Raw genomic sequence first — 24969 nt, forward strand, 5'->3', positions numbered from 1 at the left:
CGCGCCAGATGTCCTGTTCTGTCGCGTACATCCCTTGACATCCGCTGATGCGACAAGTTAGTTTCCTCGAAACCTAGGATTAACGTTCACGTGAACGTTCATCCTGGCGGCGAAGATCGTCTATGGAAGGACGTCCTGGACGTGGAGACGATTCATGATCCGGCCGGGGACCTGCGTCGCGCATTGATCGCGGCGGACCCGAAACTTTCGAAGTTCAACCCCCTCCCCCGCATACTCGCCTTCGACGAGTTCACCACCGGGACGCACGGCTGGTGCGAACTCATCGGCAATCACGACGGCTACGGAAACCTCGACAAGGTCGACGTCCATATGCGCGACTTCCGGCCGCCGCAGCTCAGCTCGTGCGATTTCTTCGACATCGGCACCCACGGCGCGATGAGCGGCAACTACGCGCTGAAGGTGGCGACCAGGCCGGTGGCCGGTCACACCGCCGTCGCGATCCGCCGGCTGACCATGGCCCAGCGCGGAGTCATTCAGTTCGAGACGTACTTCACCTACAAGACGGAGGCGGCGACCGCGGAGTCGTCGCTCGGCGACACCTTCGGCGACGTGGTCTGGGACGGCAACCTGCACCCGTCGGAGGCTCAGTTCGGCGCGTTCACGGTGGCCACGGACCTCTGTGACGGCGACGGCATCCGCTACCACTGCGTCGCGCGCTACCAGAACACCGACCTGGACAACAAGCTCACCCGGCGCTGGGTCTACCCGGTGGTGCCCGAGCCGACGCCCAGGGACAACCTGCACAACCAGGAGAACCTGTCCCCCACCGAGGACTTCACCGCGCCGGACCCCGCCGACTGGCACGCCTTCGACGAGGAGCCGCAACACCTCTGCTACAACGAGGTCCCGACCAAGGTGAATTGGCATTACCTGCGCTGGCAGTTCGACACGCGCACCCGGACGAATATCGAGCTCCAGGTCAATGACCGGGTCATGGACATGCGACAGATACCCGTCCCGCAGTATCCGGACAAATACGAGGGACTGGAGAACCTGCTGAACTTCTATGTCAGCGTGCGCACCCATTCTCCGGTCCGCAACTTTCTCTTCCTTGATTCCGCACTGATTTCCGTGGATTGGTGACATCGGCATGAAGCATGCTCTTACCGCGGTCCTGGAGCGGAACACCACTTTCACCGCCGACTTCGCCACCGAACCGTACGAGGCCGGCTGGGCGACGGAGGCGCGCTGGTTCGTGCGGATCCTGGCGCTGGAGGGCGAGCTGCACCTGGTGACCCAGGTCTCCCCCGACGGGCTGCACTGGTGCGACGACGACGAGACCCCCGAGCAGGTGGTCACCGAGGCCGGCCTGGTGAGCTGGCGGGTGCGGGAGTTCGGCCACTGGCTGCGGCTGCGGGCCCAGCTCGACGGGGGCGATCCCCAAGCGAAGATCCTGATCTACCTGGCACTGAAGAGCTGACGGGAGCAACCGACATGGCAGCAATGGACGAGGTGGACAGGCGCCGGTTCCTGTCCCTCCTCGGAGCCGGGGTCGCCGGCGTCTCCCTTCCCGGGCTGGTCGCGGGGTGCGCTCCCGGCGGCTCCGGAGCCGGATCGGGGTCCGGCAAGGACCGCCCGCTCAGCGCCGCGTTCAACCAGCCGATCAACGACCTGGACCCGCACGGCGCGAGCGCGGTGGACGAGGCGTCGCTGCTGGCCAACCGGCAGATCTACGACACTCTCGTCACCCGTACCGGGGATGAGCTGGCCCCGAAGCTGGCCAAGTCGTGGACGCAGCCCGACGACAAGACCTGGGAGTTCACCCTCCGCGACGACGTCACCTTCCACGACGGCAGCAAGCTGACCTCGGCCGACGTGAAGGCGTCGCTGGAGCGGCTGGCCAAGTCCGACGGTCCGCAGAAGCCGCTGTGGACCGCGATCGGCACCGTGGAAGCGCCCGACCCGCACACCATCAGGATCACCACCACCGATCCGCTCGGCACCCTGCCGACGAACCTGACGCTCGCCTTCATCCTGCCCGCCGCCCAACTGGGCCGGGCCGACTTCTTCCGCAAGCCGATCGGCAGCGGCCCCTTCGCCGTCGAGTCGTTCACCCCGTCGTCCCAGTTGCTGCTCAAGCCGGTCAAGAACTACTGGGGCGGCGCCCCCACACTGCCCGGCCTGCGGCTGCCGTACATCCCGGAGACCTCGACCCGGATGACGTCGCTGCAGAACGGCGAGGTGGACGTCACCTGGATCATCCCGCCGGACGAGCTGAAGCGGCTGGCCGGCGTGGACGGCGTGCGCATCGAGAGCAAGCCGGGCGTGAACTACTTCCTCGCCTGGTTCAACTGCGGCCGCAAGCCGTTCTCGGACGCGCGGGTCCGCCGCGCGCTCTACCACGCGCTCGACATCAAGGGCATCGTGGCGAGCCTGTACGGGGACGCCGCGACGGTCATGGACGCCCCGATCCCGGCCGCGGTCTTCGGCCACGCGAGCCAGCAGCCGTACGCGTACGACCCGGAGCTCGCCAAGCGGGAGCTGGCGGAGGCCGGCTACTCCTCGGGCATCCGCACCTCGATGATGTGGTTCAAGGACACCGGCCCGCTGGCCACCGAGCTGGCGCAGTCGCTCATCTCGGCCTGGGCCAAGGTGGGCGTCGTCGTGGAGCAGCAGCAGATCGAGAAGGCGGCCTGGATCAAGCGGCTGACCGCCCTCGACTGGGACATCGAGCTCCAGGTGAACACGGTGACCACCGGCGACGCCGACTACACCCTGGGCCGGCTCTACACCAGCACGGCCAACCGCATGGGTTACGCGAACAAGGAGCTCGACGGCATCCTCGCCCAGGCCCGCTCGACCGCCGACCAGGAGAAGCGCAAGTCGCTCTACGCCCAGGCGTGCGAGATCATCTGGCGGGACGCGGTCGGCGTCTTCCCGGCGGCACTGTCCAGCACGTACGGACTGCGCGGAGCGGTCAAGGGCTTCAGCCCGGCGGCCAACAGCCAGCCCGAGTTCCGCACGGTGTCGACCGCGCAGTGATGTCCATGCGCCGCCATCGAGTCTGGGGACACCATGCCTGAGGGACACCGGACGACCCTGAAGGACATCGCCGAGAGCCTCGGCGTGTCGGTCAACACCGTTTCGCGCGCACTCGCTGACAAGGACAGCATCGGCGTGGAGACCAGGGCCCGCGTCAAGGCCGAGGCGGAGCGGCTCGGCTACGTGCCCAACGTCACGGCCCGCTCGCTGGTGCTGGGCTCCGCGAGCACCTTGGGCATGGTGATCACCAATCCGTCCAACCCGTTCTACGCGCAGCTCATCAGCGGCATGGAGCAGCACTGCCGCAAGCACGGCTACTCGCTGCTGCTCATGGCGACGGAGGAGAGCCTGGACAACGAGCGGCGCGCGGCCGAGGAGCTGCTGCGCCGCGGCGTCGACGGGGTGCTCGTCGTGACGGTGCAGGAAGGCGCCGAGCACTGGCGCCGGTTCCGGTCGGCCGGGGTCCCGCTCATACTGATCAGCCGTGACGTTCCCGAGCTGAACACCGATCTGGTGGGCGTCGACCACGTCCTGGGCGGTTACCAGGCCGCCAAGCACGTGATCGCGCGGGGCGTCAGGAAGATCTGCTTCCTGGAGGAGGATCTGGGCGTCTCCTCGGTGACCGACCGGGTGGCGGGCTACCGGCGGGCCATGGCCGAGAGTGGGCTGCCGGTGGAGCCGGACACCGTGATCAAGGTGCCGACCAGACGGCTGGAGCAGAGCGCCATGCCGTGGGATCCGGGCGAGGCGTACCGGCTGGCCAAGGACGTGCTCCGCACGGCGCACCGACCGATGGCCTTCGTGGCGGGCAATGACTATTTCGCGCTCGGCGTCTACCGGGTGGCCGACGAGGCCGGTCTCCGGATCCCGGAGGACGTGCTGGTGGTCGGTTACGGCGGCCATCCGTTCGCGCCGTACGTCATCCCCTCCCTCACCACGGTGGAGCTGCCCGCGGCGGAGGTCGCCGTGTCCGCCGTGGACCACATGCTCCGGCGGCTGAAGCGGCCGCCGGCGGAGGGGCCCCCGGAGAAGATCCTCTTCCCGCCCCGGCTGGTGGAGCGGGCGTCGAGCGGGGGCGGCAGATGACCGCCTTCGTCGGGCGCCGGCTGGCCCAGGCGCTGCTGCAGATCTGGGGCGCCATCACCATCGTCTTCGTCGCCCTCCGGGTGCTGCCCGGCGACCCCGCCGAACTGATCCTGGGCAGCCAGGCGACGCCGGAGCAGCTCGCCGGGCTCCGTGCCCAGCTTGGGCTCGACGACCCGCTGCCGGTCCAGTATCTGCACCACCTCCAGGGTCTGCTGCGCCTCGACTTCGGCCAATCGTGGCGGCAGGGCGTGAGCGCTCTCGACGCCTGCCTGGAGCGGCTGGGACCGACCCTGGTCCTGTCCGCCTGGGCCATGGTGTTCACCGTGGTGCTGGGGTTCCTCACGGGCTCCTACGCGGCCCGGCACGCGAACTCTGTGGCCGACCGCCTGATCTCGGTGTCGTCGCTGGTCGGCCAGGCGCTGCCGCCCTTCTGGATCGGCATCATGCTCTCGCTGATCTTCGCTCGGGGGCTGCAGATCCTGCCCAGCACGGCCGACGGCACGATGGCGAGCCTCCTGCTGCCCGCCTTCACGCTCGCGCTCCCGTTCGTCGGCTGGCTCGGCCGCCTCGTGCGGACGGGGGTGCTGGAGGAGATGAACCAGGACTACGTCCGTACGGCCCGCGCCAAGGGGCTGAGCGACCAGGTCGTGTTCTACGTCCACGTCCTGCGCAACACCCTGGTCCCGATAGTGACCATGCTGGGCCTGCTCATGGGCAACTTCATCGCCAACGGCGTCATCGTCGAGGTGGTCTTCGCCTGGCCCGGGATCGGCCGGCTGCTCGTGGACTCCATCACCTTCCGCGACTACGCCGTGGTCGAGGCCGTCCTGACCGTGATCACGGTCTGCTACATCACGCTCAACCTGCTGGTCGACGTGCTCTACGGCTACCTCGACCCCAGGATCCAGTTGGAGAACGCATGATGCCGCCGAAGCTCGACGACCCACTTCCAGGCAGGACCGGAGCGATTGTCCGGCGGCTGGCCGGACTGCCGCCGCGCGCTCACTTCGCCCTCGGGATGGTGCTGCTGTTCGTGGTGGCGGGCGTGCTCGGGCCGCTGCTGGTGCCTTTCGACGCCGCCGCCACCAGCCCGCCCGACCGGCTGCTGCCGCCCGGGACCCGGCTGTCCGACGGCGCCGTCGCCTGGCTCGGCACCAACCAGGTCGGCCAGGACATCCTGGCCGCGGTGCTGGCGGGGATGCGTACCTCGCTGACCGTGGCCCTGGTCACCGTGGTCGTCGCCGGGTCGGTCGGCCTGCTGATGGGGCTGCTGGCGGGCTACTTCGGCGGCTGGGCCGACGGGATCATCTCCCGGCTCGGCGACATCCAGCTCGCCTTCCCCAGCCTGCTGCTGGCCATCTTGCTGGCCGGCGTGCTGGGCCCGAGCATGTTGAACGTGATCATCGCGCTCGCGGTGACCCGCTGGGTGATCTTCGCCAGGGTGGTGCGGGGCTCGGCGCTCGCGGTCCGCGACCGGGAGTTCGTGGACTCGGCCCGGGTGATGGGCGCCTCGCACGGGCGCATCCTGATCCACTACATCCTGCCGTCGTGCCTGCCGCCGCTGCTGGTGGCGGCGACCGTGCAGATCGGCCTGACCATGGTCGCCGAGGCCTCGCTGAGCTTCCTCGGCCTCGGCGTTCCGCCCTCCCAGGCCTCCTGGGGATCGACGATCGCCCAGGGCCGCGACTACCTGGCGTCGGCGTGGTGGATCGCGGCGGCGCCCGGCGCCGCGCTGGCACTGGTGGTGGTCAGCATCGGCATCCTCGGTGACCTGCTCCGCGACGCCTCCGACCCGATGACGGAGCTGTGAAGATGACGCGAGACGTGACCCCGCTGCTGGAGGTCGACGACCTGGCCGTGGAGTTCGACACGCCGAAGGGGCCGCTCCGGGCGGTCCGGGGAGTGTCCTTCCAGGTCGACGAGGGCGAGACGCTGGCGATCGTCGGCGAGTCCGGCAGCGGCAAGAGCGTGACGGCGCAGGCGCTGCTGGGGCTGGTGCCGCCGCGGGCCCGCGTCACCGGGGGCCGCGTCGCGATCGAGGGCCGCGACGTCACCGGGCTCTCGGACCGGGAGTGGCAGAAGCTGCGCGGCGAGCGCATCGCGATGATCTTCCAGGATCCGCTGAGCGCGCTGAACCCGTCGCTGACGGTGGGCTACCAGATCGCCGAGATGTTCCGCAGGCACCGGGGCCTCGGCCGGGCGGAGTCCCGGCGCCGGGCCACGGAGCTCATGGTCCAGGTGGGCATCCCGGACGCCGCGCGGCGCCTGGACGACCATCCGCACCGCTTCTCCGGCGGCATGCGCCAGCGGGTCATGATCGCGATCGCGCTCGCCCTCGACCCCCGCCTGCTCATCGCGGACGAACCCACCACCGCCCTCGACGTCACCGTGCAGGCGCAGATCCTGCGGCTGCTGCGGCAGCGCCAGCGGGCCGACCGGCTGGGCATGATCCTCATCAGCCACGATCTCGGGGTGGTCGCGCGGGCGGCCGACCGGGTGGCGGTGATGTACGCGGGCCGGATCGCCGAGGTGGGCACCGTGGCGCAGGTGTACGAACATCCCGCGCACCCGTACACGCTGGGCCTGATGCGCGCGGTGCCCGCGTTGCGCGACGGCGGCGGCCCGCTGGTGGCGATCGACGGCCAGCCGCCCGATCCGACCGCGCCGCCCGCCGGCTGCTCCTTCCACCCCCGCTGTCCGTTCGCCCGCGACAAGTGCCGGGAGGTCGAGCCCGAACCGCGAGAGGTCGCCCCGGGCCGATCCAGCGCCTGCCACTTCGCCGAGGAGGTGATCGCGGGTGTCCACACCGGCGCTCGCTGAGTCCCGCACCCGGGACGGCGACGGCCCGCCCCTGCTGGAGCTGGTCGACCTGGTCACCGCCTACCGCCTGCGCGGCGGGCTCGGCCGGTCCGGCGCCGAGGTGCGCGCCGTGGCCGGGGTGAGCCTCGACGTACGGGCCGGGGAGACCGTGGGCCTGGTCGGCGAGTCCGGCTGCGGCAAGTCCACGATCGCCAGGACCATCGTCGGCCTGGTACGCCCGTCCAGTGGCCAGGTCCTGTTCGAGGGCCGCGACCTGGCGGCCCTGCCGGCCAGGGAGCTGCGCGGGCTCCGCCAGGACATCCAGCTCGTCTTCCAGGACCCCTACGCCTCACTCAACCCGCGGATGACCATCGCGGCCCTGATCAAGGAGGCATGGCGGATCCATCCGGGGATCGTGCCGCGGGACCGGTGGGACCAGGAGGTACGGAGCCTGCTGGACCGCGTCGGCCTGCGTCCCGAGCACGCCGACAGGTATCCGCACCAGTTCTCCGGAGGGCAGCGGCAGCGCATCAGCATCGCCCGCGCGCTAGCCGTGCGCCCGCGGCTGATCATCTGCGACGAGGCCGTGTCCGCTCTGGACGTCTCGGTCCGGGCGCAGATCCTGAACCTGCTCGACGAGCTGCGGCGTGACCTGGGGGTCGCCTATCTGTTCATCTCCCACGATCTGGGGGTCGTCCACCACATCTGCGACCGGGTCGCGGTGATGTACCTGGGCAAGATCGTCGAGATCGGGTCGAAGGAGAGCGTCTACCTGCGGCCGTCGCACCCGTACACGCAGGCTCTGCTGTCGGCGGCGCCGAGCCTGGACGACTGGCGGGACGGTGGGCGGCGGGAGATCGTCCTGAGCGGAGATGTTCCCTCGCCGTTGAACCCGCCGTCAGGCTGCCGTTTCCGGACCCGCTGCCGGCTGGCCCAGGATCGATGCCGGGACGAGGAGCCGACGCTGCTCGACCGCGGCACCGGCCACCCCGTGGCCTGCCATTTCCCCGAGACCGACCCGTCCTGACGACCCCCCCGGCGGACGGCTCGGCTCCGTCCGCCTCGTGAAGGAGTGATCGATGTCGAACCGATTCCTGTCCGCCCTGGTGGGGGCCGCCGTCCTGACGGCCACGCTGGCGGGGGGCGGCCCGGCCGCGGCCAGCGCCACCACCTGCGCGGACGCGCCGGACGCGCCGGTCATCAAGGGTGCGGTCTTCAACGACCCCGTGGGCGGCGACGCGGCGGCCATCGTCCGGCGCCTCTGCGGCCTGATCCACCAGACCCCGGCCGGCGCCCGGATCCAGGTCGCCCACTTCGTCATGTCCGGCCAGGCCGGCACGGACTTCGCCGGCGAGCTGATCAAGGCGCACCAGCGCGGGGTCGAGGTGCGGGTGATCCTGGACGGCGACTCGCGCGGCGCGACCGTGGCGTCGCAACTGGCGACCGCGCTCGGCACGGACCTCTCCGCGGGCTCCTGGCTGCACGTCTGCACCGGCCCGCCGTCGGGCGGCACGGCGGCCTGCATCGGCAGCAAGGGCCAGCACAACAAGTTCTACCTGTTCTCGCGGACCGGCGGAGCCTCCAATGTGGTGGTGCAGTCGTCGGCCAACCTCACCGACCTGAACTCCTCGACGTACTGGAACAACGCGGTCGTCCTCCCCGGCGACAAGCAGTTGTACCGGGCGTATGACAGCTACTTCCAGGATCTGGCGGCGGAGCGGAAGAACCCGGACTACTACCGCATCACCACGACCCCTTCCGGACGGGTCTGGTTCTTCCCCCGCGCCGGCACGGACGTCACCACCGACACCGTCGCCGAGAACCTCGCCAGGGTCCGCTGCACTCCCGGTACGAAGATCCGCGTCGGCATGTCGGAATGGGACACCTACCGCATCGCCATCCCCCAGAAGCTGCGCGCGCTGGCCGCCCAGGGCTGCTCGGTCAAGATCGTCTACGGCATCATGGACGACGAGGTCAAGCAGGTGCTGCTGGCCGAGCCCCGGATCGAGCTGCGCACCCTGGGCACCGGTGACGCGCTGCCCGGCCGGATCCACTCCAAGTACCTGCTCGTCGAGGACGCCCACACGCACGTGGTGCTGACGGGCAGCCACAACTACATCGAGACCTCGCTCCGCCGCAACGACGAGACCCTGCTGCGGCTCACCGACCCGGACCTGTACCGCCAGTACGTCGCCAACTTCGAGCGGCTACGCGCGGTCGCGCCCCTGGCCTCCGCCCCCTGACCCACGCCCCGCAGGCGATCACCCGCTCTCCTTGCCCAGACGGTGCGAGGGGACGGGGATGGCCGGGAACGGGTTGTCGGGGAGCAGGATCACGCGGCGTGCCTGGTCGCCCTGCTGGGCCGCGTCCAGGTGCAGGAGCGCCGCGCCGATGCCCGCCGCGCCGACCATGTAGCCCGTGTCCGCCGACACCTCACCGGGGCGCAGCCGCCGATACGCCTGGTACCACCGCAGTCCTCGCCCGTCGTGGTCGACCGCGCGGCCGATCAGGTGCTCGGCCAGCACACTGGCGAAGTCCAGGTAGGACTTGCGCCCCGTCGCCGCCCACAGCCCGACGAACAGCTCCACCAGCCCGGCCGTGCCGCAGCACTGGCAGGAGACGTTCCAGAACCCGGGGGTGCGCCGGTGCGGGACGCCGCTCTCCACGATGCCGTGCGCCAGCCGCTCGCACCACGCCAGGTCCTCGGCCTCGCCCGTGACCCGGTACAGCTCGTAGAACAGCCGCGCCACCCCGGCCGAGCCCGAGCAGAAGCCCAGGTAGTGCAGCCCCCGGCCCTGCGGCACGTGGTGCGGCACGGCGGCGCACCGCCCGGCCACGACGCTGACCATCCGGACGAAGCCGGCCCCTCGGCGGGCCGCGTCGATGAAGAGCGGGTCTCCGGTGATGCCGTACAGGCGGGCGAGCAGGAACGCCGTGCCCGCCGTACCGGACAGGAAGCCCGGTGTGACGGCGTCGACCGGCAGATCGGCGCGACCACCGGCCGCGTCGCCGGGCTTTCCCGGCAGGTCGGCGGAGTCACCGGACCAGATCCGCTCGAACGATGACGCAGGCGCGCACCCGTCGTCGAGCGGGCCGAACCGGTGGCCGGGGACGGCCAGGCGGGCGATGCGGGCGCCCGCCTCGACGGCGAGGTCCAGGTAGGCGGGTATGCCGAGCATCGAGGACGCGTGCAGCAGGCCGAGCACCACGCCGCCGTCGCCGCTCTGCGCGGGGTCCCGCGACCAGCCGGGGCCACCGTCGAGGGGGCGGGCGGAGCGGACGATCCGGTCGGCGGCGGCCACGGCGGCCGCCTCGAACCGGCCGTCCCCGAACACCCAGCCGGCCTCGGCGAGCGCGACCACGGTGCCGGACAGCCCGTGATAGAGCGACAGGCTGGTCTGGCTCCCCCACGTCCCGGCGAGGTAGTCGGCGCCCGCGCGGGCGTCGTCCAGGTATGCCTCGTGGCCCGTCGCGGCGGCGAGCTCCAGGAAGAACAGCACAATGCCCGCCGCCCCCGCGTAGAGCGAGGCCGGTTCGGGAGCGAGGGCCGACTTGCCGCGGGGGTCGGGGTTGGCCCGCCAGTGCCGGCCGCGCTCGTCATCGACGGCCGCCGACCGAATCCAGCGACCGGCCATGATGGCGGCGGTCAGCGGTGTCTCAGCACGCTCGCTCGATGAGCGCGTCCGATCCAAGCTCATGCGAGCGATTATCCCACACATTTGGTAGGAAATTAAGGGCTTTCCGGGCAGGCAGGCGTCAACCGTCGAGGGCCGACGGCGTCGCGGGCGCTCCGATCGGGGCGCGGGCCCGGCGGAGCAGGGTGGTCGCGGCCGTCAAGCCGAAGAGCGCGGCGCCCGGAGGGCCGATGATCCACATGGGCCAGAAGTACACCAGGGACGCGTCGGAGACGCTGAGCATGACCCAGACCACGACGTTGATCGACACCTTCACGGCCCAGATCGCCCAGAGGATCCTGAGCCATCTCGGCAGCGTGGCCACCAGCCCGGCCGGGACCGCCGCCCCACGGGGCGCGGGCTGCGCTTTCGCCTTCGCGCGGGGCAGGTCGCCCAGCAGATCCGCCAGCTCGCCGTACGTCACCGCCTGAAAGGCCCGGCCCAGCCTGTCGTCGTACTCCTGCATGCTGAGCCGGCCCTCGGTCAGCGCGGCGCTGAGCCGCTCGGCGACCACCTCGCGATCGCTGTCCGACGCCCGGATCTTCCGCCGCTCGTTCATCGCACCTCCTTGGATGTCAACCGTCTGCCTCCTCCCGCCGCCGCCCGGTCGAGACGGGTGACCGGGCTGCCTGTTCACCGCGCGGTCTCGGCGCCGAGCGTTGCCTCGCGGGCGAGCAGGCGGTCGATGGCGGCCCGTTCGGCGTCGTGCGTGTTGTCGTCGTCGCGGCGGCGCTTCGCCATCGCGGTCAGGTACGGCAGGACGGCCGGGCGGTCGACGGCATCGGCGAACGCCTTCGTCATGAGGGTGCGCCCGGCCCGCCGTACCAGCCCGTCGACGGGGGCGGCGGCGAGGATGAGCCAGGTGCACGCCGCGTCGGCGCCCGGCGCGCCACGGCCGGCGTTCGCCCAGTCGATGACCCGGGGGCCGTCGCCGGTGACGAGCACGTTGCCGGGGTGCAGGTCCAGGTGGAGCAGGTTGTTGCCGGGCGCTCCCTCGGCGGCGGGCAGCCAGCCGGGCGCCCGTACGCCGGCCAGCCGCTGCAGCAGCTCCACCAGGAGGCGCCCGTACGCGGGCGCGCGCCACGGCCGCCAGGTGGCCTCGCGCGCCAGGCTGACGCCGTCGACCCGCTCCATGAGGATGTCGGCGCCGTCGGCGTCGAAGACCTCGGGTGCGGGGAAGCCCTGCCTGCGCGCGTGCCGCATGACCGACGCCTCGCGTTCGAGGCTGCGGCCGTCGCGGGCCCGCCGGATCACCTTGCCGGTCCCGGCCTCGAACACGTCACAGTCCTGCCCTGCCGCGAGCAACGTTCCCACACGCATGGTGGTCAGATTATGCGGTAAAGGAGAGTCATTCCAGTTGTGCGGGACCGGGTGCACTGGCAGCTAATTACCGGCATTTCCTGCCACCAGCCACATTGGCCATCTGCCGCTATCGTAGCGGCAACACCAGTTAATCGTATTCAACCGATGAATTCCGCTGACGTCGCATTCTGTGTGAATACTCGAGGAGGTGACACATTGCTGGAGGCAATCGATCTCGTCAAGTGTTATGGCCCGGTCCGAGCCCTCGACGAATTCAGTCTGCACGTGGACGCAGGCGAGATCGTCGGGCTCGTGGGGCACAACGGCGCGGGCAAGACGACCTTCGTGGAGATCGTGTCGTACCTGACCCGCCCGGACAGCGGCCACGTCACCATCGACGGTAAGCCACCGTCCGCGGTCAAAGGCCAGGTCGGCGTCGCACCGCAGCACATCGCGCTCTACCCGTCCGTCAGCGTCAGGGAGCACCTGGAGCTGTTCGGCAAGCTGGCCGGGCTGCGCGGCCAGGCGCTGACCACCGCCATCGACGACATCGTGGTGGCCCTGCGGCTGGGCGACTTCATCGACCGGCACGCGGCGGTCCTGTCCGGCGGCCAGCAGCGCAGGACCCAGGCGGCCACCGCGCTCATCCACCGGCCCGCGCTGCTGCTGCTCGACGAGCCGACGGCCGGCGCGGACCTCGAGACCAGGCAGGCGATGCTCGACGTGGTGAAGCAGCGCGCGGGCGAGGGCGCCGCCGTCGTCTACACCACCCACTACCTGCCCGAGCTCACCGAGCTCAAGGCCACGATCGCGGTCGTCAGGAACGGCCGGGTCATCGCCAGGGGCACCCACGAGGAGCTGGTCGACGGCCTGCCCGGCGAGGTGCAGCTCACCTTCGACAACGAGGAGGAGATCACGGTCTCGACGACGCACCCGGCGAACACCCTGATCGACCTGCTCAGCCGCGAAGACCGCCCGATCAGCACCGTCGACGTGCGCAACCCCTCCCTCGACGACCTCTACCGATCCCTGGCGGTCAGCAATGCTCCTTGACACCCCGCACACCCAGCACCGGGTCGAACCCCCACCCTCCACGGGCGCGCTCGACACCCTGCGCGGCGCCGCGTACCGCATCGGCGCGCTGGCCAAGCACAACACGCTCATCCGGCTGCGCGACCCGGGGCAGATGATCAGCTACGTCGCCATGCCGATGGTGCTCATGCTGGTGCTCAAGCCGCTGTACGTCCGGGCCGTCGAGGGCGGCGCCACGCAGGTGGCGACCGGCCTGATGGTGATGTTCTCGGTGTTCGCGATCTCCATCGCGGGCAACGCGATCCTCGTCGAGCGGACCTGGCGCACCTGGGACCGCCTGCGCGCGAGCCGCGCTCCGGCGACCGAGCTGCTGCTCGGCAAGACCCTCCCGATCTTCGTGGTGATGGTCGTGCAGCAGTCGATCCTGCTGGTGTACGGCTGCCTCGTCATCGGGCTGCCGATACCGAGGGCCCCGCAGTACGTGGTCTTCGCGATCGCGATCTGGGCCTTCGCGCTGCTCTCGATCGGCGCGGCACTCGCCACGATCGTCCGCAGCCACGGGGAGCTCAGCGTGATCTCCGACGTCGGCGCCCTGACGCTCAGCTCGCTGGGCGGGGCCCTGGTGCCGTTGAGCATCATGCCCGACTGGGCGCAGGTGGCCGCGCACATCTCGCCCGGCTACTGGGCCCTGACGATGATGCAGGCCGCGGTCCGCGGTGACGCGGCGGGCACCCTGGCACCGGCCGGGGTCCTGCTGGCGATCGGCCTCGTCGCCGGGACGTTCGCCGTCCGCAGGCTCACCCGCGGCTGGGGCCGCGGGCATCTGCTGTGAAGTGCCGGCCCGCGGCCAGGGGGCCGCGGGCCGCTCGCCTTTCTGTCGGTAATTCAATGACATGTAGTGAATAGAGGCATGTTGATGGATCAGCAGCATTCACCCGGCGACTCGAAACATTCGGCGGACGAGTCGAATATCGCGATCATCGGCATGGCCGGCCGATTCCCCGGGGCGGACAACGTCGAGACGTTCTGGCGCAACATCAGCGGCGGCGTGGAATCGTTCACCCGATTCTCCGACGAGGAGCTGATCGACGCGGGGGTCAGCCCGGCGACCTTCCAGCAGCCGAACTATGTCAGGAGCCGGCCGATACTCGACAACGTCCGGGGATTCGACGCCGGATTCTTTGGCTACAACCCGCGTGAGGCGACATTGGCCGATCCGCAGCAGCGGATCTTCCTTGAGGTCGCTTGGGAGGTCCTCGAAGCCGCCGGGTACGGCTCGCCCGACGCGCGGGGCAGCGTGGGCGTGTTCGCGGGCACCAACATCAGCGGTTACCTGCTCACCCGGCTCAGGGCGTTCGAGATGGGCATCGACCCGTCCGCCCTGATGATCGGCAACGACAAGGACGCGCTCACCACGAACGTGTCGTTCCGGCTCAACCTCTCGGGCCCGAGCGTGGCCGTACAGACGTTCTGCTCGACCTCCCTGGTCGCGGTGCACCTGGCCAGCGACGCGCTGCGCCGGGGCGACTGCGAGATCGCGCTGGCCGGCGGCGTGTCGGTGCGCATCCCCGACCGGGTCGGGTACCTGTGGGAGGAGGGCGGCCAGGAGTCGCCCGACGGCCACGTGCGCACGTTCGACGCCGAGGGCAAGGGCAGCATGTTCGGCGACGGGGCCGCCGTGGTCGCGCTCAAGCGCCTGGACCGCGCGATCGCCGACCGCGACACCGTGCTCGCCGTCATCCGCGCCTCCGCGATCAACAACGACGGCGCGCTCAAGTTCAGCTACCTGGCGCCCAGCATCGACGGGCAGCGCCGGTGCGTCAGCAGGGCGATCGAGCGGGCCGGGGTCGACCCGTCCGAGATCTCGTACGTCGAGGCGCACGGCACCGCGACCGAGGTGGGCGACCCGATGGAGGTCGCCGCGCTGACCAGCGCCTTCGGCCCGACCAAGGACAAGCAGTATTGCCTGCTCGGCTCGATCAAGCCGAACGTCGGCCACCTCGACCGCGCGTCGGGCGTCACCGGGCTCATCAAGGTCGTCCAGTCCCTGCGCAACGAGCTCATCCCGGGCACCCTGCACTACCGCTCCCCGAACCGGGAGATCGACTTCGACAGCAGCCCGTTCCGCGTCACCTCCGAGGTCACGCCGTGGCCGCGGGAGGAGGACCGGCCGCGCATCGCGGGCATCAGCTCCCTCGGCATGGGCGGCACGAACGCGCACGCCATCGTCACCGAGGCCCCGGTGCCCGAGCCGCGCCCCGAGCGCCCCCGCCGCTGGCAGGTGCTGCCGGTCTCGGCCCGCTCCGAGTCGGCCGCCGAGCAGGCCTGCGCCAGGCTCGCCGACCGGCTGGAGATCGACTCCGACCTCGAACTGGGCGACGTCGCCTACACGCTGCAGGTCGGCCGCAAGGTCTTCAGCCACCGCAGGGTCGTCGTGGCCGACTCGACCGGCCGGGCCGCCACCTTGCTCGCCGACCCGGCCGGGCGGCTGGGCCGGAACGACGCGACCGTGGGCCGCCGGGTCGGCTTCCTGATCGCCGGGGTCGGCGAGCAGTATCCCGGCATGGTGGCCGCCCTCTACGCGGACGAGCCCGCCTTCCGCGACGACGTCGACGAGTGCCTGACCGTCCTCGGCCTCACCGAGGCGGCGCAGCTCTCCGACGTCTTCATGCCCGCCGAGCGCCAGGACACGGGCGGCGACCTGGCCCGGCTCCTGGGCCGGACCGCCGACGCGGCGACCGGCCCCACGGCGGAGGCGCACCTGATCCAGCCCGCCGTCTTCGTGGCCGAGTACGCCCTGGCCCGCCAGTTCATGCGCTGGGGCATCACCCCCGAGATCATGGTCGGCTACAGCCTCGGCGAGTACGTGGCCGCCTGCCTGTCCGGCGTCCTCTCGCTCCCCGACGCGCTCCGGCTGGTCGCCTACCGGGCCAAGCTGATCACCTCGCAGCCCGAGGGCGCCATGCTCGCGGTCGCCGCCGACGAGCGGCGGCTGCGCGCGGTGCTCGGCGAGCTGTCCGCCCGCGACCTGGACGTGGCGGTGCGCACCGGCTCGCAGCTCGTCCTGGCCGGGCCCGTCGCGGCGGTCGACGCGGCCGGCGCGCTGCTGCTGGAGGCGAAGATCGGCTGCCGCCGCCTGGACACCACGCACGCCTTCCACTCCCGGATGCTGGAGCCGGTGGCCGCCGAGCTGACCGCCTGGATCAGCGACAACGTCACCCTGCACCCCCCGGTCATCCCGTACGTCAGCAACGTCACCGGCCGCCTGGCCACCGCGGACGTCGTCACCGACCCCGGCTACTGGGCCCGGCACATGTGCGAGACCGTGGAGTTCGGCGCCGGGCTCGCGCACGTGCTCGGCGGCGGCGACCTCTCCCTGGTGGAGATCGGCCCCGGCCAGTCGCTCGGCGCGCTCACCCGCGGCCACCCGGAGTGCGACCGCGCGCAGTGGCCACTGATCGTCACCACGCTGCCCGCCGCGAACGACCGCCTCGACACCCACGCCGCCATCGCCACGGCCGTCGGCAAGCTCTGGCTGGCCGGCGTCTCCGTCGGCTGGGCGGCCATGCACGACGGCTGGGCGCCCGGCCGGATCCCGCTGCCGACCTACCCGTTCGAGCACCAGGACTACTGGCTGGACATCGACCAGACCGCGGCGAGCACCGGCGCGCCCGCGATCGACGACAGCGACCCGACCAGCATCCTGAACGCCCTCCCCCGGCTGCCCGACGAACGCTGGATCAACGTGCCGACCTGGCGGCAGACCGCGCCGCGCCCGGCGCGCGAGGAGGAGGCCGCCCGCTGGCTGGTCTACACCGACGCGGGCCGCGCCGACACGTTCGCCGCCACGCTGCGCGAGCACCTGGAGGCGGCGGGGCACCGGGTGGTGCTGGTCCGTCCCGGCGAGCGGTTCGCCGCCGGGCCCGGCGGCCTGGTGGTGCGGCCCGGCTCGCCGGAAGACGCCGTCAGCGCGCTGCGTGCGCTGGCCGAGCAGGACTTCCAGCCCGAGCGCGTGGTGCACCTGTGGACCGCGGAGGAGAGCCCGGACACGACCGACGAGTGCCTGCGGCGCGGCCTGCACACCCTGGTCTCGCTCGCGCGGGCCTCGGGCGACATGGGGATCACGCAGTGGTCGCTGGACATCGTCACCATCGGCGGCCAGCGGGTGCTCCCCGGTGACCGGGTCATCCCGGAACGCGGCACCCTGCTCGGCCCGACCCGCCTGATCCCGGTCGAGTACCCGCGTGTCCGCACCCGCCTGATCGACATCGACACGGCGTCGTCGCCGCGCGACCTCCTCACCGAGCTGCGCGCCGAACCCGCCGACCAGGTCGTGGGGCTGCGCGGCGGCCGGCGCTGGGTCCCGGAGTACGAGGTGCTCGACGCGTCGTGCATCGACCAGAACGCCCCCAAGACCCAGATCCGCCGGGGCGGCACCTACCTCGTGACCGGCGGTCTCGGCGGCATCGGCCTGGCCATGGCGGAACGGCTCGCCGAGCACTACCAGGCCCGCCTCGTCCTGATGGGCCGCACCCCGGTGCCGCCGAAGGACCAGTGGGGGCCCATCCTGGCCTCGGAGCGGACCGCCGACGAGGTACGCAGGCGGATCGAGGGGCTGCGCCGGCTGGAGGCCGCGGGCATCGAGGTCGTCACGGTCGCCGGCGACGTCTCCCAGCCCGATGACGTACGGCGGGCGGTCGGCGCGGCGATCGACACGTTCGGCGAGCTCAACGGCGTGCTGCACTGCGCCGGAGTGCCGGCCGTCGGCCTGATGCAGTTCAAGACGGCCGCCGACATCCAGCGGACGCTGGCGCCGAAGGTGGCGGGCACGCTGGCCATCGCCGAGGCGCTGCGCGACGTGCCGGTCGACTTCGTCGCGCTGTTCTCCTCCACCACGTCGGCGACCGGCGGCGGCGCGGGGCAGGTCGACTACTGCGCGGCCAACGCCTACCTCGACGCGTTCGCGCTCAGCGACCCGCTGCCCGGCGTGACCGTGACGGCGATCGACTGGTGCGAGTGGACCTGGAACGGCTGGACCGACGGCCTCGAGAACTACGACGAGGGGTCCAAGCACTACTTCACGTGGTACCGGGAGAACTTCGGCATCACCTTCGACCAGGGCTACGAGACGCTGCTGCGGGTGCTGGCCAGCGGCGAGGCGCACGTGATCACCTCGACCCAGGACTTCGCCCCGCTGGTCGCGATGAGCCGCCGCTCGTCGATCGAGAGCCACCAGGCCACGGTGAAGAAGATCCGCGACGCCTTCGGCCGCCACCCGCGGCCCGAGCTGTCGACCGCGTACGTCGAGCCGCAGTCACCGGCCGAGGAGGCCATCACCGCGGTCTGGGCCGAGGCGCTCGGCCTGGAGCAGGTCGGCATCCACGACAACTTCTTCGAGCTCGGCGGCAACTCGCTGCTCGGCATGGAGATCATCGCCGAGGTCCGCAAGGCCCTCGAACTGTCCTACCTGCCACCGCACATCCTCTACCAGTCGCCCACGGTCGCCTCGCTCGCCGAAGCCGCGACCTCGGGGGACCAGCAGGATCAGCAGACCCTCGGGGCCCTTGACCAGCGGCGGTCCCGCATCGAACAGCGACGCAACATGCTCCGTGGGAGGGCTTCATGACGGAAACCGATTACGACTCGGCGGTCGCACTGATCGGCATGTCCGGTCGCTTTCCAGGGGCGAGCAGCGTCGAGGAGTTGTGGCGCAACGTACTCGCCGGGATCAAGGGACTGCGCGAGATCACCGACGAGGAACTGGCCGAGTCCGGCGTCGAGCCGGGCAAGGTGGCCGACCCGCGCTACGTGCGCGTCGGCGGCCCGATCGACGGCCTCGACCGGTTCGACGCCACGGTCTTCGGGATCAACCCCCGCGAGGCCGAGACGATGGACCCGCAGCACAAGCTCTTCCTCGAGTGCTCGTGGGAGGCGCTGGAGAGCGCCGGCTACTGCCCGACCGACACGCCCGGACAGGTGGCCGTCTTCGCGGGCTGCGGCTTCCCCGACTACATCGTCCAGAACATCCAGCACCTCGCCGGCCAGCCGGGCGGCGCGCTGCTCATGGCCGTCGGCAACGAGCGCGACTCGCTGGCCTCGCTCGTCTCCTACAAGCTCGGGCTGCGCGGCCCGGCCGTCACCGTGCAGACCTTCTGCTCCACCTCGCTGGTCTCGGTGCACCTGGCCTGCCAGAGCCTGCTGACGTACGAGTGCGATCTCGCGCTGGCCGGCGGCGCGTTCACGCCGCTCCCCCAACCCGCCGGCTACCTGTACGAGCAGGGCGGGATCATGTCGCCCGACGGCCGGGTACGCAGCTTCGACGCCGAGGCGAGCGGCACGGTCATGGGCAGCGGGGTCGGCACGGTCGCGCTCAAGCGCATGTCCGATGCGATCAAGGACGGCGACGTCATCCACGCGGTCATCCTCGGCTCGGCGGCCAACAACGACGGCCGGATGCGCGCCGGCTACACCGCGCCCGGCGTCGACGGGCAGGCCGAGGTCATCGAGTCCGCGCTGGGCGTAGCCGGGGTCAAGTCCGACACCATCGGCTACGTCGAGTGCCACGCGACCGGCACCATGCTGGGCGACTCGATCGAGCTGGCCGCGATGAACCGGGTGTTCGCGCAGCCCCGCGAGACGCCGTGCGTGTTGGGCTCGCTCAAGCCGAGCCTGGGCCACCTCGACCGCGCCTCCGGTGTCACCGGGCTGATGCGCGCGGCGCTCAACCTCAAGAACGAGCTGCTGCCCGGCACTCCGCACTACGAGACGCCGAATCCGGCGCTGGCCACGGCGCAGGACCGGTTCACGGTGCTCACCGAGCACCGGGCCTGGCCCGCGGGACCGCATCCGCGGCGGGCCGGGGTCAGCTCGTTCGGGCTCGGCGGCACCAACGCGCACGTGGTGCTGGAGCAGGCTCCGGTACGGCCCTCGCGGCCCGCCCGGCCCGGACCGCACCTGCTGACGTTCTCGGCCGCCGACGGGCAGGCGCTGTCGGACCTCACCGATCTGCTGCGGGAGCACCTCGCCGGTGACGTCGCCGACGACCTGGCCGATGTGGCGTACACGCTCCAGGTCTCGCGCGGCGGCTTCGCGACGCGGCGCGCGATCGTGGTCCGGGACCGGGATGACGCGGTCGCGGCACTGGCCGACCCGTCGCGCTGGATCGACGCCAAGACACAGCGCCGCAACCCCAAGGTCCGGCTGATCACGCCGACCGGCGCCGTCCCGGCCACCTGGTGGGCGGACCTGCGCGCCACGGCCAACCGACTGACCCGCCCCGGCACCGCCGGCGCCACCATGGCCCCCGAGGACGCGGTCGCGGCGCTGGCCGAGGCGCTTACCGCGCTCGGCGTACGCCTGCTCCACGACGGGACCGACACCTCCGGCGTCGAGGAGATCGCCGTTGCCCCTGCCGACGGCGAGAGCGCCGCCGAGTGGCTGCTGGCCACCGTGGCCCGGCTGTGGCAGGCCGGGAGCGCCATCGACTGGGCGGTCCTGCACCATGGCGCGGGCCTGCGGGTCGAGCTGCCCACCTACCCCTGGCAGAAGCGCCGGTTCTGGGTCAAGGCCAACCCGAGCATGATGGCCGCGCCGCCGAGCACCGGTAAGACGTTCGACCGCTCGAAGTGGACGCACCTGCCGACCTGGCGGCAGCGGCCGCTTCCGCTCGGCGGTCTCGACGAGCAGCTCCGGCTGGCCGGGCCCTGGCTGGTCTTCACCGACGACGCCCGGGGCGAGGCCCTGGTCGAGCGGCTGACCGAGGCGGGCGCCGAGGTGACGGCGGTGCGCCGGGGTGACCGCTTCAACGAGGACGACACCGGGCATTTCACGATCCGCCCCGACAAGGCGGACGACATGGCCGAGGTGCTCTACTCGCTCGTGGTCGTCCCGCGCTCGATCGTCCACGCCTTCAGCCTCGCCGCCGCCGAAGCGGGGCCGGACCCCATCGCTCACTTCGACGCCGAGCAGAACCGCGGCTTCTACTCCGCCCTCGCGCTGGCCCGCGAGCTCGTCGACAACACCGGCTCCGCGCCGCGCGCCGAGCTGGTCCTGCTGACGTCGGGAGCGGTAGGCGTGGTCGGCTCGGACCTGCGCCATCCCGAGCACGCGACGCTCGCGGCACTGGCCCCGAGCCTGGCGCAGGAGAACCCGCGCCTGCGCTGTCGCCACATCGATGTCGCGCCGGACTCGGGCGCAATTAAAGAGGTGCCGGACACCATTGGAAACGCGTCTCTTCACCAGCTCGCCACACAAATCCTGGCCGCTTCCGTCGCGCCGCACGAGGGGCCGGTCGCGGTGCGTTCGGGTGAGACGTGGCTGCGGCAGTACGAGCAGTACCCCATCGACGAGCCAAGCCCGGAGCAGCGGCCGTTCCGCGACGGCGACACCGTGCTGATCACCGGCGGTCTCGGCGACGTCGGCCTCGTGCTCTCCCGCCACCTGGCCGCCAGGTACGGCTGCCAACTGGTGCTCACCGCCCGCGCGCCGCTGCCGCCACGCGCGGAGTGGGACGCCTACCTGGCCTCGGTGCCGCAGGGCGGGGAGCGTACGGCGCGGCACATCCGCAACATCCGCGACCTGGAGGAGCGCGGCGCCACCGTGCTCGCCCTGTCGGCCGACGTGGCCGACGAGGCCGGGATGCGGGCGGTCGTCGAGGCGGCGGTCGAGCGGTTCGGCGGCATCGACGTGGCCGTCCACGGCGCAGGCGTCCAGGACGGCGGCTACTTCAACTTCGCCCACCTCATGGACCGCGACCAGTGCGACGCCCACCTTGCCGCCAAGGTCAACGGCTTCCACGTGCTGGAGGCCGTACTGGGAGACCAGGCCCCCGACCGGCGCATCACGTTGTCGTCGATCGCGGCGGTGCTCGGCGGGATGACGCTGGCGCCGTACGCGTCGGCGAACGCGGCGCTCGACGCCTACATCCGCGTGGCCCGGCTGGCGGGCGGCCGGTGGATCACCGTCGACTGGGACACCTGGAACATCGACCCCGACCGGCTCGAAGGCCACAGCGGCGCGGTGATCGACTACGCGATGGCGCCCGCGGAGGGCGTGGACGTGTTCGAGCGGGCCCTGTCGGCCGCCGACCGTGTCGGGCACCTGGTCATCTCGACGGGTTCGCTGGACGCGCGCATCGCGCAGTGGGTCACCGGTGACATCCACGACGCCGGCGACGACGATCTCGACGACGACCGCGAGCGCCACCCGCGCCCCGAGCTGAGCACCCCGTACGTCGAGCCAGCCGAGGGCACCGAGGCGACGCTGTCCGGCATCTGGTCGAGAGTGCTGGGCATCGACCCGATCGGCGCCACGGACAACTTCTTCGAGCTCGGCGGCCACTCGCTGCTCGCGATCGAGCTGACCACCCGGATCCGCAAGGCCCTGAACGCCTCGGTGCCGGTCACCGGGCTGCTGGAGTGCCCGACGGTCCGCCAGTTGGCCGCCCTGCTGGACTCCCGGGATGAGGTGGCGGCGTGAAGCAGCCCGAGTATCTCCGCAAGATCCAGAGCTTCGCCCGGCGCGAACTGCTCGACAAGGACGCCTACCTGGACTCGCTGGCCGACGCGCCGATGCCGCTGTACAAGCGCTTCGCGGACACCGGCCTGGCGAACTGGTGGCTGCCCAAGGAGTCGGGCGGGCTCGGGCTGGGCCTGGAGGAGAGCGTCCGCATCGTCTCCGAGCTGGCCTACGCCGACGCGGGCGTGGCGTTCACGCTGTTCATCCCGGTGCTGACGACGAGCATGGTCCAGTGGTACGGCTCCGCGGAGCTCCAGGAGCGCCATCTGGGCCGGCTGGCGGCCGAGAACGGGTTCTGCGCGACGCTCGGCAGCGAGCACGCGGCGGGCAGCGAGCTGGCCCGGATCTCCACCACGGCGACCCGCGAGGGCGACGAGATCGTGCTCAACGGGCAGAAGGCGTTCTCCACCAACACCGACTTCGCGCAGTTCATGGTGGTGATCGCGCGGGCCCAGGACGACCCGGCGGGCTACCTCGCGGTCCTGGTGCCGCGTGACACGCCCGGCATCCGCGTGGACAAGCGGTGGGACGTGATCGGCCTGCGCTCGTCGGCGACCTACCAGGTCACCTTCACCGGCTGCCGCGTGCCCGCGGCCAACGTGCTGCGCGGCAACGGCCTGCGGCTGCTGGAGGTCGGGCTGAACGCCAGCCGCATCCTCATCGCCACGACCGCGCTCGGCATCGCCCGCCGGATCCGCGACGTGTGCATGGAGTACGGCAAGGCCAAGTCGGTGAAGGGCTCGCCGCTGGCCAACAACGCGGTCTTCGCCGCTCGCCTGGGCCAGTTCGAGATGCAGATCGACGTGATGGTGAACCAGTGCCTGGCCGCGGCCCGCGCGTACGACGCGGTCGCGGCCCGGCCGGACGCCGGCGAGGAGTTCCTGCGCATCGGGACGCTCAAGTCGGCGCTCACCGCGAAGATGTTCTGCGGCCAGACCGGGTGGCAGATCGCGTCCACGGCTTCGGAGATGTTCGGCGGGCTCGGTTACACGCACGACTCGGTCATCGGCAAGCTGCTGCGGGACGTGCGCTACGTGTCGATCGTCGAGGGCGGCGACGACGTACTGCGTGACCTGGTGTTCAGCCGCTACGTGGTGCCGGTGTCGAAGCGGTCATGAGGCGTCCGCGGCGGTGACGACCGCCGCGGCGTAGCCCGGCGCGACGTCCAGCCAGCGGACAGGCAGGGCGGCGCCGGGCGGCGAGGAAGAGGAGAGCACGGTCCCGTGGGCCGTGCTCTCTTCGTGTACCAGGACGTCGCGGAGCCCGGCCAGGCCCACCCCGACGGTCTTGACGTACGCCTCCTTGGCCGTCCAAAGGCGGAAATATCCGGTACGGCATCCGGCGGGGTCGGCCGCCCGCAGCCGGTCGACCTCCTCCGGCTGGTACATGCTGCCGGCCATCGCCAAGCAGTCGAGGTCCTCGCGGATCCGCTCGACGTCCACGCCGACCCTGAATCCCGGCGGCGCCACCGCCACCAGCGCCCACTCCTCGGAGTGGGACAGGTTGAAGTCGGGGGCGGCCCGGCCCTGGGGCAGGGCCAGGTACGGCCGGCCGCCGTCCTCGGCGCCGAAGGCCAGACGCGCGGCGCGCACGCCGCACACCTCGCCGAGTATGGCGCGGAGCGCGGCGTGCGCGACCGTGAACCGATGCCGCTCCCGGACCGAGCCGAGCCGCCGGGCCCGCTCGCGCTCGGTGTCGGAGAGCGACCGCCACCATCCCGGCCCGGACGGCCGGTCGAGGTGGATCTTCCACACTCTGAGCCGCGTCATACCCACGCGCGCAGCGCCTCCGAGATGTGCTTGTGCGTCAGCTTCGCCTGCTCGAACACGGCGAAGTGCCCGCCGACGAACGTGTGCAAATCAAACCGCCCCGTGGTCTGGTCCCGCCACCTGGCCACCAGTTCCCGGCCGGCCCGCGGGTCGTCGGTGCTCGGCAGCGCGGTGATCGGGACGTCCAGGGCGGGCTCGGCGTAGTACTCGTAGGTCTCCTTGACGCTGAAGTCGGCCTGGATGGCGGGCAGGATCATCTCCAGTACGGATGGGTCGTTCAGCAGCCAGTCGGGCGTACCGCCGAGCTTGCGCAGCATCTCCACCAGCTCGGGGCGGCTCATGCCGCGCACCGGCGGCCCGTCGTCGAACGGCCGGTGCGGAGCGACGCAGCCGGAGACGAACAGGTGCACCGGCCCGGGCCCGCCCCGGCGGCGGATCTCCCGCAACAGCTCGAACGAGACCAGCGCGCCCAGGCTGTGTCCATAGACGGCGTACCGGCGGCCTCCGCTCACCTCGGCCAGGATGACGTCTGCCAGGTCGGAGACCAGCGGCGCCATCCGCTCGTACGGGGGTTCGCGCAGCCGGTTCTCCCTCCCGGCCGGCTGGACCGGCAGCACCGCCACGCCCGGCAACCTGTTCTGCCACGCCCGGTAGGCGGAGGCCCCGCCCCCGGCGTGCGGCAGGCAGAACAGCGCGAGCGCATCGGCCGCCGCGCCGGTCTGCGCCCGGTAGGGCAGCCACCGCTGCATCACATCCGCGCTTGTCACATCATTGACGGTCATCGTGCC

Annotated in this window: 19 protein-coding genes; 14 read left to right on the forward strand and 5 right to left on the reverse strand. The window is 71.4% G+C overall.

The features are described from left to right. Nucleotides 1-90 precede the first annotated feature (90 nt). From KLK06_RS31175 to KLK06_RS31215, 9 genes are read left to right on the forward strand one after another with little or no spacing between them, the layout of a single operon-like run. Nucleotides 91-1104, forward strand: coding sequence for a DUF6772 family protein (locus tag KLK06_RS31175; protein ID WP_214639230.1), 1014 nt, complete (start codon nucleotides 91-93; stop codon nucleotides 1102-1104). A 7-nt stretch (nucleotides 1105-1111) separates the two neighbouring features. Beyond that, nucleotides 1112-1441, forward strand: coding sequence for a hypothetical protein (locus KLK06_RS31180; protein ID WP_214639231.1), 330 nt, complete (start codon nucleotides 1112-1114; stop codon nucleotides 1439-1441). A 14-nt stretch (nucleotides 1442-1455) separates the two neighbouring features. Next, on the forward strand, nucleotides 1456-3003 hold the full coding sequence (locus KLK06_RS31185) for an ABC transporter substrate-binding protein (RefSeq protein ID WP_214639232.1): 1548 nt from the start codon (nucleotides 1456-1458) through the stop codon (nucleotides 3001-3003). A 33-nt stretch (nucleotides 3004-3036) separates the two neighbouring features. Beyond that, nucleotides 3037-4089, forward strand: coding sequence for a LacI family DNA-binding transcriptional regulator (locus tag KLK06_RS31190; RefSeq protein ID WP_214639233.1), 1053 nt, complete (start codon nucleotides 3037-3039; stop codon nucleotides 4087-4089). After that, nucleotides 4086-5012: an ABC transporter permease gene (locus KLK06_RS31195; RefSeq protein ID WP_214639234.1), complete on the forward strand. Its 927-nt coding sequence runs from the start codon at nucleotides 4086-4088 to the stop codon at nucleotides 5010-5012. Before KLK06_RS31190 ends, KLK06_RS31195 begins: the two co-directional genes overlap by 4 nt. Further along, nucleotides 5009-5899, forward strand: a complete 891-nt coding sequence (locus tag KLK06_RS31200; RefSeq protein WP_214639235.1) for an ABC transporter permease — start codon at nucleotides 5009-5011, stop codon at nucleotides 5897-5899. The genes KLK06_RS31195 and KLK06_RS31200 overlap by 4 nt, the downstream gene beginning before the upstream one ends. A 2-nt stretch (nucleotides 5900-5901) precedes the next feature. Then, entirely contained in the window at nucleotides 5902-6909 is a 1008-nt protein-coding gene (locus KLK06_RS31205; RefSeq protein ID WP_214639236.1) for an ABC transporter ATP-binding protein, read from the forward strand. Beyond that, nucleotides 6887-7915 (forward strand): oligopeptide/dipeptide ABC transporter ATP-binding protein, encoded by a 1029-nt coding sequence (locus KLK06_RS31210; protein WP_308168527.1) that lies wholly within the window; start codon nucleotides 6887-6889, stop codon nucleotides 7913-7915. Before KLK06_RS31205 ends, KLK06_RS31210 begins: the two co-directional genes overlap by 23 nt. A gap of 52 nt (nucleotides 7916-7967) precedes the next feature. Then, a complete protein-coding gene (locus tag KLK06_RS31215) occupies nucleotides 7968-9131 on the forward strand; it encodes a phosphatidylserine/phosphatidylglycerophosphate/cardiolipin synthase family protein (RefSeq protein ID WP_214639237.1) in 1164 nt (387 codons plus the stop codon). A gap of 18 nt (nucleotides 9132-9149) precedes the next feature. Here KLK06_RS31215 and KLK06_RS31220 read toward each other — a convergent pair whose 3' ends face one another. The 3 genes from KLK06_RS31220 to KLK06_RS31230 form a co-directional block, all read right to left on the reverse strand. Beyond that, nucleotides 9150-10586: a lanthionine synthetase LanC family protein gene (locus KLK06_RS31220; RefSeq protein ID WP_214639238.1), complete on the reverse strand. Its 1437-nt coding sequence runs from the start codon at nucleotides 10584-10586 to the stop codon at nucleotides 9150-9152. Nucleotides 10587-10644: 58 nt separating this feature from the next. After that, complete coding sequence (locus KLK06_RS31225) at nucleotides 10645-11121, reverse strand: DUF1707 domain-containing protein (protein WP_214639239.1); 477 nt, start codon at nucleotides 11119-11121, stop codon at nucleotides 10645-10647. Nucleotides 11122-11195: 74 nt separating this feature from the next. Then, nucleotides 11196-11882, reverse strand: a complete 687-nt coding sequence (locus tag KLK06_RS31230) for a phosphotransferase (RefSeq protein ID WP_214639240.1) — start codon at nucleotides 11880-11882, stop codon at nucleotides 11196-11198. A 147-nt stretch (nucleotides 11883-12029) separates the two neighbouring features. Between KLK06_RS31230 and KLK06_RS31235 the strand changes: the two genes are divergently transcribed. The 5 genes from KLK06_RS31235 (at nucleotide 12030) to KLK06_RS62545 (ending at nucleotide 23530) form a co-directional block, all read left to right on the forward strand. Then, the gene (locus KLK06_RS31235; RefSeq protein ID WP_250906279.1) at nucleotides 12030-12917 is read left to right on the forward strand and encodes an ABC transporter ATP-binding protein; all 888 of its coding nucleotides are present in this window, start codon (nucleotides 12030-12032) and stop codon (nucleotides 12915-12917) included. Beyond that, nucleotides 12907-13728, forward strand: a complete 822-nt coding sequence (locus KLK06_RS31240) for an ABC transporter permease (RefSeq protein ID WP_214639242.1) — start codon at nucleotides 12907-12909, stop codon at nucleotides 13726-13728. Before KLK06_RS31235 ends, KLK06_RS31240 begins: the two co-directional genes overlap by 11 nt. An 84-nt stretch (nucleotides 13729-13812) precedes the next feature. After that, complete coding sequence (locus KLK06_RS31245; RefSeq protein ID WP_214639243.1) at nucleotides 13813-18522, forward strand: type I polyketide synthase; 4710 nt, start codon at nucleotides 13813-13815, stop codon at nucleotides 18520-18522. Next, nucleotides 18519-22373: an SDR family NAD(P)-dependent oxidoreductase gene (locus tag KLK06_RS31250; protein WP_214639244.1), complete on the forward strand. Its 3855-nt coding sequence runs from the start codon at nucleotides 18519-18521 to the stop codon at nucleotides 22371-22373. The genes KLK06_RS31245 and KLK06_RS31250 overlap by 4 nt, the downstream gene beginning before the upstream one ends. Continuing rightward, nucleotides 22370-23530 (forward strand): acyl-CoA dehydrogenase family protein, encoded by a 1161-nt coding sequence (locus tag KLK06_RS62545; RefSeq protein WP_214639245.1) that lies wholly within the window; start codon nucleotides 22370-22372, stop codon nucleotides 23528-23530. The genes KLK06_RS31250 and KLK06_RS62545 overlap by 4 nt, the downstream gene beginning before the upstream one ends. Here KLK06_RS62545 and KLK06_RS31260 read toward each other — a convergent pair. Together KLK06_RS31260 and KLK06_RS31265 are read right to left on the reverse strand one after the other, a co-directional pair. Continuing rightward, on the reverse strand, nucleotides 23525-24181 hold the full coding sequence (locus KLK06_RS31260) for a 4'-phosphopantetheinyl transferase superfamily protein (RefSeq protein WP_214639246.1): 657 nt from the start codon (nucleotides 24179-24181) through the stop codon (nucleotides 23525-23527). The two genes, KLK06_RS62545 and KLK06_RS31260, sit on opposite strands and share 6 nt — an antisense overlap. Then, nucleotides 24178-24963: a thioesterase II family protein gene (locus KLK06_RS31265; RefSeq protein ID WP_214639247.1), complete on the reverse strand. Its 786-nt coding sequence runs from the start codon at nucleotides 24961-24963 to the stop codon at nucleotides 24178-24180. Before KLK06_RS31265 ends, KLK06_RS31260 begins: the two co-directional genes overlap by 4 nt. Nucleotides 24964-24969: the final 6 nt, after the last annotated feature.

This window comes from Nonomuraea sp. NEAU-A123, from assembly GCF_018603905.1.
Classification (GTDB): Bacteria; Actinomycetota; Actinomycetes; order Streptosporangiales; family Streptosporangiaceae; genus Nonomuraea.